Below are 13,351 nucleotides of genomic sequence, written 5' to 3' on the forward strand. Positions count from 1 at the left end.
TTTAAATCAGCATTTTTATTTATAATTTTCTTTTTTTAGCAAAGTCTTCAATCATAACTTTCCGTACTTCTCGAGGCAAAAATTTTCGGATATCTTCTTCGTGGTAGCCGACTTGCAAATGGCTATTGTCTATGATTAATGGCTGACGAAGTAGTAGGGGGTTATCAACGATTGCTTGAATCAGTTCTTGAATCGTTAAAGAATAAAAATCATCTTTTAAATTTTGGATGGCTTTTCCTCTACGTGTAATAATATCATCAGACCCTTCTTCCGTTAAAGAAAAGATTGCAAGAACTTCTTCTTTTGTAAGTGTATCTTTGGTGAGATTGATTTCTTGGAACTCTAAGTGATGATCCATAAGCCATTTTCTTACCTTTTGTGATGATGAGTTGGCCGCCGCCGTATATAGCTTAATCATAGTTTATCCCTCTTATTCCCATTTTCAGAACCTTTTAGCAATTTTTCAAAGTCGTATCTTTAATATACTATTCTTTTCTTATTTGTGAGTTAACTGTTCCTTAAACCAAATTTAAAATTGTCTAGTTTTTTGCCACAAATCCAAGATATTAAATAAAAAAGCACAGATTTATGACCTGCGCTCTTTTATTTAATATCTTATTGATCCACCAAAAGGCGAACTTTTTTACCCTCAACGGGCACAAAGTAAACGACTGTACGAATTGCTTGAATGATACGTCCTTGACGGCCAATGATACGACCAATATCAGCTTCCGCTACTTCCAAATGGTACTCCATAAATTCTTCACCTTCGATAATTTCCAATGAAACAGCATTGGGTTCTGTGACCAAAGGTTTTACAATTGTCATTACAAGTTCTTTCACATCTTTTTGCATTTCTTACCTCTACTCTGACTAAAATCGTCCAAATTATTGTGAAATTGACAAAAAGCGGCTTAAGCCGCTTTTAATATTATTTGCTGAATTTTTGTTCGTGAAATTTTTTCATAACGCCAGCTTTTGAAAGGATGTTACGAACTGTATCAGATGGTTGTGCACCATTGTTAAGCCATTCCATAACGCGTTCTTCTTTCAAAGTTACTTGGTTTTCAGCTACAAGTGGGTTGTAAGTTCCAACTGTTTCGATGAAACGACCATCACGTGGTGAACGTGAATCAGCAACGTTGATACGGTAGTAAGGTTTTTTCTTTGAACCCATGCGAGTTAAACGAATTTTTACAGACATGTTATATTTCCTATTTCTATTTTTTATTACTTAACTATTATAGCATAAAATTTTTCCCTGTCAAGAAAAAAACTTGACAGCATTTTTATTACCATTCTTTCTGCTTTAGCAGATTAGAATGGCAATACGTAGGGAGCAAAGCGAGTTGTGAGCCTTGATTATTTGTTGTTCTGACGAATCTCTAGCAAAAGTTTTTCAGCTATCGCTTGATTCATTACTTTTTCTCGGCGAAGTTTTTCACTCAAAATAGTGATTTCTTCGTCTTTCGCGCCAACTGTCATTGCTAAGGCCCGAACTTGTAAACTCATATGTCCTTGCTGTATTCCCTCAGAAACTAGAGCACGCAAAGCAGCCAAATTTTGTGCCAAACCAACTGCAGCCATGACCTGTGCTAATTCTTTGGCTTCTGTAATTTCTAAGAGTTCTAAAGCAGCTTGAGCTTTTGGCAAAACTTTCACTGCCCCGCCAACCGTCGCCACCGGTAATGGTAGCTCAAGACTTCCCAAAAGTAAGCCATCCTTGACATCCCATTTCGCTAGACCTTGGTAGCTTCCTTCCTTGCTTGCATAAGCATGAATTCCAGAAGCCACAGCACGCGTGTCATTTCCTGTGGCAAGGACAACAGCGTTGATGCCATTCATAATGCCTTTATTATGTGTGGCAGCACGATAAGGATCAATTTTAGAAAAACGTGAAGCCGCCTGAATTTTTTCCGCAACTTCTTGCCCATTATTACCTTTACTCAGTCGTTCAACGGGAATTTCACAACTAACTTTAACCAAAGATTCCGTAGCATAATTGCTCAAGATACTGAATAATATTTTTTGCTCTGGAAACCATGTGCGAAAAAGATTAGCAACGCCTTCCAAAATGGCATTAACAATATTCGCTCCCATTGCGTCCTTCACGTCCACTTTAAAATCAACGGATACAAAGCCTTCTGCTCCGAAAGCTCTACTGCTCACCTGTCGTAAACCACCACCACGTTTAATAATGGAAGGATAAGCTTCTTTGGCAGCACGAAAAATACCTGCTTGATTTTCTTCGATAGTCTGCATTAAGTGGTCTGCCTGATCAACATCATAAAAAACAATCTGCCCTCGCATTAATCGTTCCGAAAGCACCGTTTGAAAATTTCCAGCTATTTTTGCGCCATTACTTGCAGCTGCAATCACGGAAGGTTCTTCGGTTACCATTGGAACAAGGAATTTTTTGCCATTAATGACAAAGTTTTGCGCCAAGCCCATGGGTAGCTCGAATTCACTGATTTGGTTTTCGATGAGATTATCTGCTAAAGCCGCATCAAGTACTGTTTCTTCTAGAATTTGTCGTGTTTCTGACTTTAAGTCAAGAAAATCCAGACGCTCTGCTGGACTCATTTGGTAAAATTTTTTCTTCATATTCATTGCTTACACTAAATTAGGGTTTTCCAAGAGGACAGCCAAACCGAGACCGCCACCAATACAAAGGCTAGCAATACCATAGCGCTTATTTTCGCGTTGAAGTGCATAAGCTAAAGTAGTCAAGACACGTGCTCCTGATGAACCAATAGCATGCCCTAAAGCAATAGCTCCACCATAAATATTCACTTTTTCTTCTGGAATATTGAGTTCTTGATTTACAGCAACACTGGAAGCCGCAAAAGCTTCATTGATTTCGAATAAGTCGATATCTTCAATATCCAAATCTGTACGATCAAGCAATTGGCGAATGGCTTTAATCGGGGAAACACCCATAATTTCAGGATCAATTCCAACTTCTTCACTAGCTAATAATTTTGCCAAGACTGGAAGCTCTTTGGCTTCGGCATAATCATCGTTTGCTAAAATCAAAGCAGATGCACCATCATTTACTGGCGATGAGTTACCTGCCGTTACACTTCCGTTTTCACTGAAGGCCGTACGTAGTGAAGAAAGCTTTTCTAATGACGAGTTTGCACGAATTGTCTCATCTTCTGCTAAATCTGAAAATGGTACAATTTCTTTTTCAAATGCACCCGCTGTACGTGCAGCTAGAGCTTTTTCTTGCGAACGTTGAGCAAAGCGATCTTGTTCTTCACGACTAATTTCAAATTGCTCGGCGATTGTTTCACCGATCAAACCCATAGACTCGCCATTAAAGGCATCTACCAAGCCCTCAGACATCATTGTAAGAACTTCTTCGCCAGATTTACGGTGACGAATGATTGGGGATTGAGACATGGATTCTGTTCCCCCAGCAATCACGACATCCGCTTCCTCAAGTTGTAAAAGTTGTTTAGCGAGAATCACTGCCTTCATACCTGAACCACAGACTTCATTAATCGTTGAAGCCGGAACATGGTGAGATAAACCACTATTGATTGAGATCTGACGTGCAATATTTTGCCCTGTACCAGCCTGTAGTACATTGCCAAAAATCACTTGTTTGACGTCATCTTTAATATCTTCATGGCGCTCAAGTAGATTTTTAACTACATGAACACCCAGTTCTGCAGCTGTCTTATCTGACAGAGCACCATCATATTTTCCGACAGGCGTACGAAGCGCATCGATAATTACTATTTCTTTCATAAGCCAAGTATAGCACATTTCTGCCCCAAATAGTTAAAAGTTTTTTCCAATTTTTAATCTTTTATGTTAAAATTGGAGCTTAAACATACAAATTAATAAAGCATATAAACTGGAGGATATATATGAATATTGGTATTGACAAACTTGCCTTTTTTGTTCCTGAAACTTATGTAGATATGACTGATTTAGCGCTGGCGCGTAACATTGATCCTGCTAAATTTCATATCGGTATTGGACAAGACCAAATGGCAGTCAATCCGATCAGCCAAGATCTCATCACCTTTGCGACCAACGCAGCTGCTGAAATTCTGACTGAAGAAGATAAGCAAGCAATTGACATGGTCATTGTTGGGACCGAGTCTTCTGTTGATGAGTCAAAAGCCTCTGCTGTTGTTGTTCATGGTTTACTTGATATTCAACCTTTTGCGCGTTCTATTGAACTTAAAGAAGCCTGTTATGCAACAACTGCGGGCTTGCAAATGGCTAAAGACCATGTTTATCGTCACCCAGAGCGCAAAGTTCTCGTTATCGCAACTGATATTGCCAAATATGGCTTGAACACAGGTGGCGAACCCACACAAGGCGCTGGTGCTGTAGCCATGTTAATTGCAGCTAACCCTAATATCTTAGCACTCAATGATGACTCTGTCAGCTTGACACAAGATATTTATGACTTCTGGCGTCCTTTTGGTGATACTTATCCAACTGTTGATGGTCAGTTTTCAAATGCTACTTATATCGAGGCTTTTGCTAAAGTTTGGCAAGAGTATGCACGTCGTACTGGCCTTAGTTTCTCTGATTTTGCTGCCTTAGCTTTCCATACTCCTTATACTAAGATGGGAAAAAAAGCACTTCTTCCTCAACTTGAAAATGAAAGTTCTGAAGTTCAAGAACATCTTCTGGCGCAGTATGAGAAAGGAATTGTCTATAATCGTCGTGTAGGAAATCTTTATACAGGTTCGCTTTATCTCAGTTTGATTTCCTTGCTAGAAAATGCTGAAAATTTAAAAGCAGATGATAAGATTGGGCTCTTCAGCTATGGTTCTGGAACAGTTGCCGAATTTTTCTCTGGTCAATTAGTTGATGGCTTTGAGAAACATCTCCGTAAATCAGAGCACCAAGCTCTTTTAGACAATCGTAAAAAACTTTCTATTCCAGAATATGAAGAAATGTTCTCAGAAAGTCTGGATGCACATGTTGATCAAAAATTCTCTGATCCTATGCCCTATAGCCTTGCTGAATTAAAAAATTCAACACGACTTTATCGTAAATAAAAAACATTGGTTACGGCCAATGTTTTTTTGTTTATTTAAAAAATTGTCGGAACAAGCCCGCCATCCATACGAAGAGCTTCACCAGAAAAAGCACCTGCAAGAGGACTAGCGACATAAGCGACAAAATTACCAATTTCTTCAGGATGAATCAAACGTTGAATCGTTGATGTTGGACGATTGTTCAACATGAAGGCGCGACTTCTCTCTTCAACAGACTCTATATCTGGATAAAGTGAAGCCAATAAATTCTCAACACCTTCAGTTAATGTTGATCCTGGCATTACTGTATTTATTGTTACCGTAGTACCTACTGTTTCACGGCTTAAGGATTTCGCTAAAGACAGATTCATCGTTTTGGTCATAGAATAATGCGGCATTTCTGGACTTGGCATAATTGCTGCTTCTGATGCGATAAAAATGACACGCCCATTAGCATTTTTTGTCTTCATTTTAGAAAGATAAAATTGAGCTAAAGCAATCCCTGATATTGAATTAACCTCAAAGTAACGGCGCCATTCATCTAATTCGATGTCTTCAAACTTTGCATCGTTAAATATTGCCATATTATTGACTAAAATATCAACTTCTGGAAAAGCTTGAAAAAGAGCTTGTCGTTCATTTTCTATTGATAAATCATAGGCTGCTGGATAAAAAGTTTGGTTTGGATATTTTTTATTAAGTTCTTCAATTACTTTATCCACAACATCCGAAGTTCTGCCATTAATAATAACATCGGTACCTTCGGCCGCAAGACTTTCAGCAATCGCACGTCCAATACCTTTGGTTGATCCGGTAACTAAAGCAAGTTTATTTGTTAATTTTAAATCCATTTATTTGGTCCTTTCGTCATTAGCTTCACTTCTGTACTCTAATCATTATATAGCAGATTATCCTACTTGTATAGTACCTACTTTTGAGTAACTTAGGAACCTAAAAGTAAGTTTTGCCCTGTGTTTAGTTGTTAAAGATCACTGTCTCAAAGTTAAATGACTCAGGTAAATGACGGGCTATCGAATATTCAAAAATACGTCCATCATCAAGGTTAGCAACTTGCTCGACTTGCATCAGAAAATCCGTATCTGTAAGATGCATAGTCTGTTTTTCTAATGCGTTGGGACGTACACCTTTAACATTAAGAAATGAACTCTGAATAACAAGACCAAGTTCTTCCAAGATATATTTATAAATGGAACCCGTTAGATGGGAATATTTCAATTGTGGAATAATGGAAATGGGCATATAAGTGTACTCAATAATCGTTGGCACCTTTTTGACATACCTTACCCGTTCAATACGATATATGAAATCCCCTACATCTATGGATAATTTATGAGCAATATCCGCATTTGGATGCTCGACTTCAAAAGTTAAAACTTTAGATTCCATTTGTCCTGAATGACGCTTGGAAGAGCCCTCTACAGCATAGAGATGCGCTTTTTTGCCTTTGGTCCAATCTTTTACTATCGTTCCATAACCTCTTCGCCGGATCAAAAAACCCTCTGACACAAGAATATCCAATGCTTTTTTCACGGTCATTAAACTTGCATCATACTCTTGTACTAAGGCGTTACCATCTGCAATCCTGGAGTTGATAGGATAGTGACCAGACAAAATTTTTTCCTTAACATCTTCATAAATTACTAAATATTTTGGCTGTTTCTTTTTCATATACCGACCTCATAAACTGACATTCTCATTATTATTACACAATATCGTAGGAAAATAAAGTAAAAATCATAAGTTACTATCACTTATGATTTTTACTTTATTAGCGATTGGCTGAGCGCGCCATTCTCACATAAGTGTGACGTTTTCCTCGAATACTCATTGAAGCATGAAAAATATTTTCGGGAGCTGGCATTCCAGCTACGCCTGCATCTCCCAGCTCAAAGACATCTGCACCTGCACGTTTGGCCGCCAAAGCTAAACTTTGAATCGTACTTTTATCTGCACCTTCTTGCGAAGTTCCAACCACACAGTCCACCAATGTACCTGTTTTTCTAGTCGCAAAGGCTAATCGTGCGATTTGTTCTTCTGTGGTACCTGGTACAGCCCCCGGAGCAGGTAAGTCAAGCATATCAATTCCAGCATCAATATAGGCTTTTAAGTTTTCCCAAACCAAATCTGAGCCATGTGAGACAACGGGATTCAGCATTAAAAAGCCATTATAGAAACGACGTACCAGCTTAATATCCTCTACGATACGCTCTGGGCTTGCTTCAGGCGTAACATATGCTGTTAATGATAAGAAATTTATTCCTTTGCGAAGAACTTCCTTTATCGATGCTTCTGTCACTCTCTTATATTCAGGTCCGGTATCTTTGATAATTAAATTGACACCAACAGCGGTTCCTGTTAACTTCCGTAACTCTGAGAGGTCATTAACCTCCCCTAATCCAGGAATGACCATCTTTTGCACATCAATATCTTTCAAAAGTAATAAATCTGCACCAAAAGCTGCCGCCATTTCACCATTTGTAACCTCTGGATAGAGTGGTGCATTTTCTGCAGCTAGATCCACGAGTATTGTGCGTCCTTCTGCTTTTAAAATAGCTTCTTTGAATTCTTTTGATGTACTCTCTCGTGTAAAATCAGAAGCTTCATATCCTAAAATTCTTTTCATAGTGCTATATCTCCTAGTCCAACATGCTTAAACGGTAAACCGAAGGTGAAACTTGGTTAAAGCCATTTTCCAAAATCTCAATATTGGTGATAACTTCTTCATCTTTCACTAATTTTTCAACACCATTAATAATAGTTTCATAGGCAGCATCGTAATAGCGACCATAATCGCCAACAGGTGTTTTTATTTGCTTTTCAATCCAGTCGCCATTTGCATTTTGATATTTAACAAGACCATAATTCATCGGACTATCTTCCCCAAATTCTGATACTTCAGGCATAATTCCAGCTTTCAAATCATTTTCTTGTTGATCCTCACCGTACTTAATAAAGGATCCTTTTGTTCCATGAACAATAAATCTTGGATAATCTTGTGCCACCAGATGATTTGTTTTTACTTTAACTTTTAATTGGTTTCCATAGTGCAAATCAACGTCAAAATAATTATCTACTGCTTCTGCAACTTCATTGTTTCTAATATCATAAGTTACTGCTTCAGGACGCCCAAAAAGTGCCACGAGTCTATCAATAGAGTGAATACCTAAACCATAAAACGCACCTGCTTCTTTTGGACCTTCTTCTGTTATTGATCCTGGACGATAATAATCAATGTGCGCTTCCACTTCAAGAATGTCTCCAAGTAAGCCACGCTCAATAACCTGCTTTACTGCCAAATAATCCCCATCAAAACGTCTGTTTTGGTAAGGAGCCACCATAACACCTTTTTCTTTCCCTAAGGCGAGCAACTCTTTGGCATGTTCCAATGTGTCAACAAAAGGTTTCTCTACGATTACTGATTTTCCAGCCTCAATTACTTTCTTAGCCAGCTCATAATGCGTGTGGGCTGGTGTACAAATTGTGATAAGTTGTATGTCATCATCCTTCAGCATTTCTTCTAAATCAGTTGTGAAATGCACGCCCTTTTCCAAATATGGTGCTGCAAGTTCTTCATTAATGTGTAAATCAAAAATTGTTTTAACCTTGATGTTTTCACGCAGAATAACATAAGGAAGGTGATAGCGATTTGCTGATTTCCCAAAACCGATAAATCCCATTGTAAGCATAAGATTCTCTTTAAATATATATGTTTCTTTATAAAAGACTATACTTTTATATAAATTGAATTATACTTTTAAAAAATAGAATTGTCAAGAATATAAATTCCCAACTAAAATTAAGTAAAAAAAAGCATTTACAAAAATGCTTTTTTTATTTTAAACTGTTACTTCTTCCTTCATTGCTTTTTTAGCTGTTGCCATCATCAAACGAATCCGATTGAGCTGGTTGACCGCAGAAACACCTGGATCATAATCAATTGGGCTAATATTTGCACCCGGATATTGCCGACGTAACTCTTTCAGCATTCCTTTACCGACAATATGGTTGGGAAGGCAGCCAAATGGTTGGAGACAGACGATGTTTTGAACGCCTTTTTGCAACAGCTCAATCATTTCTCCTGTCAAGAACCAGCCTTCACCTGTGTGATTACCTACTGAAACGATTCCTTCTGTATTAGCCGCTATTTCATAAATAGACTCAATACCGTCAAAACGGTCAGAAGCACGTAAAGCTTTATCCATCGGTTTTTCCAACATATTAATAATAGAGAGTAGTGTTTTTGCCATCAATTTATTTTTCTTAGCAAAACCAATCTCATCTGTTTTCCAAATTTGGTTGTATAAAGAATAGTTCATAAAACCAATCAAATCGAGAACTACTGCTTCAGCGCCTTCTTCTTCGATAATGCTCACAATATCATTATTGGCAGTTTTGCTGTATTTAACCAGAATTTCACCGACAACACCCACACGAGGTTTTTGAATATCAAGGAGTTCGATATTATCAAAGTCCTTGATTATCTGTTTCATGTTCTTGTTGAATTCAAAAATAGAAGCAGATTTAACATTATGTTGTGCTTTTTCTAACCATTTCGCATGAAGTGCATTGACTGAACCTTTTTCAGCTTCATAAGGCCGCGTCCGATAAACCACGCGCTCAAACAAATCTCCATAAAGCACAGCAATCATAAAACGAGTCAAAAGTGGCACAGTAAACTTAAAGCCTTTTTCTGTCCCTTGGTTGCCCATGGATAAGCTTACCACTGGAACTTGGGGGAAACCTGCATCGACAAGTGCCTTACGAAGTAAAGGAATATAGTTTGTTGCGCGACATCCACCACCTGTTTGGGTCATCATGACGGATGTATTGTTTACATCGTATTCGCCAGATTGGAGAGCTTCGATGAGTTGACCAATCGTTATGATTGCAGGGTAGCAAGAATCATTATTCACAAATTTTAGTCCGTTGTTCACCGAGCTTTGGGTTTCTGGCAAAACAACTACATTGTAACCTGAAGCTGCAAAAGCGTTCTCAAGCAAGCCTTCTTGGTGAATTGGCGACAACATTGGCATGAGAAGCGTGTGTTTTTTAGCCATTTCTTTTGTAAAAACCGGATGTGTTTCAACAATTTCTTTGATTTGAATATTTTCTTCAACACCATGTCGACTACGTTCTGAAACTGCTGCCTTGAGAGAACGTAAACGAATACGCACTGCTCCCATATTTGAGCCTTCATCAATCTTAAGGACTGTATAGAGTTTATTATGGTTGCGCATAATTTCTTCGACTTGGTCTGTTGTCACTGCATCCAAACCACAACCAAATGAATTCAATTGTACTAATTCCAAATTTTTATTTTTACACACTACTTGCGCTGCAGCATAAAGGCGTGAGTGGTAAACCCATTGATTAACAACGCGCAGCCCAGCAACTTCTTCAAGATGTGCAATGCTGTCCTCTGTAAGGACGTGGAAACCTTCTTGCGTAATAATGTCAGCAATGCCATGATTAATCTCTGGATCCAAATGATAAGGACGACCTGAGAGAACTATAGCTTTTTCCTTGTTAAGGTTAATCTGCATGAGCAACTCTTCTGCCTTATCCCGAATGTCTTGCTTGAAGTTCTCCATCTCTTCAAAACCGTGGAAAACTGCAGCCTTCACTTCAGATAAATCCACTTTGAAACCCTGCCCAAGCAAAGCTTTATGGACATTGACAGCTACACCTTCCTGATCAGCTAGATTAATAAATGGATGAAGGTATTTAACTTTACCTTCTCGAATTTCATCAATATTGTTACGAATCACTTCGGGATAAGACTGAACAATCGGACAGTTATAATTATTTTCTGCTTGAGCCTGTTCTTTTTGTTCATAAAGCACTGAAGGATAAAAGATAGCCGGAACATCCTTTTGAATCAAGGACATAATGTGTCCATGTGATAGCTTGGCAGGATAACAAACTGTATCAGAAGGAATTGTTTCAATTCCTTTTTCAAAAAGTTCTTTATCAGACTTAGGGGATAATATTACTCGGAAACCTAAATCCGTTAACATGGTATGCCAGAGCGGATAATTTTCATACATATTTAGGACACGCGGAATCCCTATTTCTCCACGGGTCTGTTTTTTCTTGGTTAAGCTCCGGTATTTGAAAAGTTTCTTGTATTTATAGTCGACAAGATTAACCTTTTTATCACGTTTGTCAACTTTTACTTGTGTTGCTTTTTCTGCGCCTCGCTCACAGCGGTTTCCTGTAACAAACTTACTGCCGTCATTAAAGACGGTCAACGTCATTTTACACTGATTTTCGCAAAGGCCACAAACCATAAATTCTTTTTGTGTGCTGAAAGCTTCCAAATCGTGCAAGTTCAGAATTCTTGATTTTTGCCCATACTCCTCCTTTTCTAGCGAAATTAAAGCACAGCCATAAGCGCCCATAAGTCCTGCTATAGAGGGACGGACAACTTCACGTTCGGAGATTTTTTCGAAAGCACGAAGTACAGCTTCATTATAGAAAGTCCCACCTTGAACGACAATCTTTGTTCCTAATTCTTCAGGACGTTTAACTTTAATTACTTTATAGAGGGCATTTTTGATGACAGAGTAACTTAAACCAGCAGAGATATCTCCTACAGTCGCACCTTCTTTTTGGACTTGTTTCACTTTCGAATTCATAAAGACTGTGCAACGTGAGCCCAGATTGACAGGATGTTTTGCTAATAGTGCAATTTCAGCAAAGTCACGCACATCGTATTTCAAAGAATGAGCGAAAGTTTCAATGAAAGAACCACAACCAGAAGAACAAGCTTCGTTTAAAGATATTGAACTTAAAGCACCATCGGTGATCCGCATGGCTTTCATGTCTTGCCCACCAATATCTAAAATAAAGTCTACACCGGGATTAAAATAGTCCGCTGCCTTATAGTGCGCCATCGTTTCAACTTCCCCGTAATCGACTCGGAGTGCAGCTTTAATCAGGTGTTCACCATAGCCGGTCACAGTAGATTTGGCAATATAAACATCTTTTGGCAGTAAACGATAGACTTCTTTTAAGACGTCAATGACTGACTCTAAAGGTTCACCATTATTTGAACCATAATGATCAAAAAGAATATGACCCTCACCATCAATGAGCACAATTTTTGTTGTGGTTGATCCAGCATCAATCCCTAAAAAAGTTGCTCCTTGATGTTCAGAGAGCTTTTTATAGCTTGCTTTTGCCTTAGCATGTCGTGCTCGAAAATCTGCTAACTCTTGTTCATTTTCAAAAAGACGATCCAACGTATCCTGTGGAATCAAGCTGTCGCTATTGTCACTTTCTAGATTATCAATTAAAGTACGAATCGTACTTGTTCTTGTTTCCTCAGCAAGAGCAGCACCCATCGCCACAAAAAGTTGAGGATTTTCCGGAAAAATAACATCCTCTTCTGCAATGTCCAAAGTTTCAATAAAACGTTTGCGCAATTCGCTCATAAAATAGAGCGGTCCACCGAGAAAAGCGATTTTTCCCGTAATCTTACGACCGGAAGCTAACCCAGCAATCGTTTGATTCACCACGGCTTGGAAGATTGAAGCAGCTATATCTTCTTTGCGTACTCCTTCATTGAGAAGGGGCTGAACATCTGTTTTGGCAAAAACTCCACAACGGCTAGCAATGGGGTATATTTTCTCATAGTCTTTAGCTAATGTATTGACACCCGCAGCATCTACTTTGAGTAAAGCCGCCATCTGGTCAATAAAAGCTCCTGTCCCACCAGCACAAGTCCCATTCATACGTAGTTCTTGGGTACCTGCGTCAAAAAAGGTCATCTTGGCATCTTCACCCCCAAGTTCAATCATGACATCTGTTTCAGGAATAAATTTCTCGATAGTAATCGAGCTAGCAATAACTTCTTGGATAAAAGGGACATCAATTACATCTGCAAGTCCCATTCCCCCAGAGCCTGTGATTGCTAAGGTAAGTGAACACTCGCCTCTCTCTTCCAACAATTCTTTTAATACTTTTATCGTTGCCGTTTTTACATCTGAAAAATGACGTTCATATCGGCTAAAAAGGAGCTGATATTCCTCATCAAAAACAACGAGTTTTACTGTAGTAGAGCCGACATCAATCCCAGCCTTATAACTTTTCATAGTATTTTTTCCTTCTCTATTTGACAGGCTGTTGCTTATCTTATTCATTGTCTATTTTATCATTTATTCCTCATTTTTCAACCGTCAAGTTACAAGTTAATGTCATTTAAACAACATTTAAAAGTTGCGTGTCGTTTATGTCAAAAATATTTTACATAGCTTAAATCGGTAGAATTTATCATAAAGGACTATAATAAACAACAGATACTACTATTATGTTGTTTA

The 13,351-nt window shown here is 38.4% G+C and carries 11 protein-coding genes; 1 reads left to right on the forward strand and 10 read right to left on the reverse strand.

Annotated elements, in window-relative coordinates; all coding sequences use genetic code 11:
- Positions 1-19: 19 nt before the first annotated feature.
- From J0J33_RS08815 to J0J33_RS08835, 5 genes are all read right to left on the reverse strand, one after another.
- Complete coding sequence (locus J0J33_RS08815) at positions 20-418, reverse strand: Spx/MgsR family RNA polymerase-binding regulatory protein (protein ID WP_019292392.1); 399 nt, start codon at positions 416-418, stop codon at positions 20-22.
- Between the two features lie 197 nt (positions 419-615).
- Positions 616-855 (reverse strand): KH domain-containing protein, encoded by a 240-nt coding sequence (locus J0J33_RS08820; protein ID WP_206887504.1) that lies wholly within the window; start codon positions 853-855, stop codon positions 616-618.
- A 76-nt stretch (positions 856-931) separates the two neighbouring features.
- Positions 932-1,204, reverse strand: coding sequence for a 30S ribosomal protein S16 (rpsP, locus tag J0J33_RS08825; RefSeq protein ID WP_004256337.1), 273 nt, complete (start codon positions 1,202-1,204; stop codon positions 932-934).
- A 158-nt stretch (positions 1,205-1,362) separates the two neighbouring features.
- Positions 1,363-2,604 carry a hydroxymethylglutaryl-CoA reductase, degradative gene (locus J0J33_RS08830; RefSeq protein ID WP_029345761.1) on the reverse strand — a complete coding sequence of 414 codons (1,242 nt, stop codon included), beginning with the start codon at positions 2,602-2,604 and terminating at the stop codon, positions 1,363-1,365.
- Between the two features lie 9 nt (positions 2,605-2,613).
- On the reverse strand, positions 2,614-3,756 hold the full coding sequence (locus J0J33_RS08835) for a thiolase family protein (RefSeq protein ID WP_029343395.1): 1,143 nt from the start codon (positions 3,754-3,756) through the stop codon (positions 2,614-2,616).
- Between the two features lie 122 nt (positions 3,757-3,878).
- On the opposite strand from J0J33_RS08835, the gene J0J33_RS08840 reads away from it, so the two are divergent.
- Complete coding sequence (locus tag J0J33_RS08840) at positions 3,879-5,030, forward strand: hydroxymethylglutaryl-CoA synthase (protein WP_019292395.1); 1,152 nt, start codon at positions 3,879-3,881, stop codon at positions 5,028-5,030.
- A gap of 35 nt (positions 5,031-5,065) precedes the next feature.
- Here J0J33_RS08840 and J0J33_RS08845 read toward each other — a convergent pair whose 3' ends face one another.
- From J0J33_RS08845 to J0J33_RS08865, 5 genes are all read right to left on the reverse strand, one after another.
- On the reverse strand, positions 5,066-5,860 hold the full coding sequence (locus tag J0J33_RS08845; RefSeq protein WP_206887506.1) for an SDR family NAD(P)-dependent oxidoreductase: 795 nt from the start codon (positions 5,858-5,860) through the stop codon (positions 5,066-5,068).
- A gap of 124 nt (positions 5,861-5,984) precedes the next feature.
- A complete protein-coding gene (locus J0J33_RS08850) occupies positions 5,985-6,698 on the reverse strand; it encodes a GntR family transcriptional regulator (protein WP_206887507.1) in 714 nt (237 codons plus the stop codon).
- Between the two features lie 100 nt (positions 6,699-6,798).
- On the reverse strand, positions 6,799-7,653 hold the full coding sequence (locus tag J0J33_RS08855; protein WP_019293829.1) for a hypothetical protein: 855 nt from the start codon (positions 7,651-7,653) through the stop codon (positions 6,799-6,801).
- 13 nt (positions 7,654-7,666) lie between these two features.
- Positions 7,667-8,716 carry an oxidoreductase gene (locus J0J33_RS08860; protein WP_086582926.1) on the reverse strand — a complete coding sequence of 350 codons (1,050 nt, stop codon included), beginning with the start codon at positions 8,714-8,716 and terminating at the stop codon, positions 7,667-7,669.
- Between the two features lie 150 nt (positions 8,717-8,866).
- Entirely contained in the window at positions 8,867-13,126 is a 4,260-nt protein-coding gene (locus J0J33_RS08865) for a 2-hydroxyacyl-CoA dehydratase (RefSeq protein WP_206887508.1), read from the reverse strand.
- Between the last annotated feature and the right edge of the window lie 225 nt (positions 13,127-13,351).

Source organism: Lactococcus sp. LG1267 (genome assembly GCF_017309545.1).
GTDB classification, from domain to species: Bacteria; Bacillota; Bacilli; order Lactobacillales; family Streptococcaceae; genus Lactococcus; species Lactococcus petauri.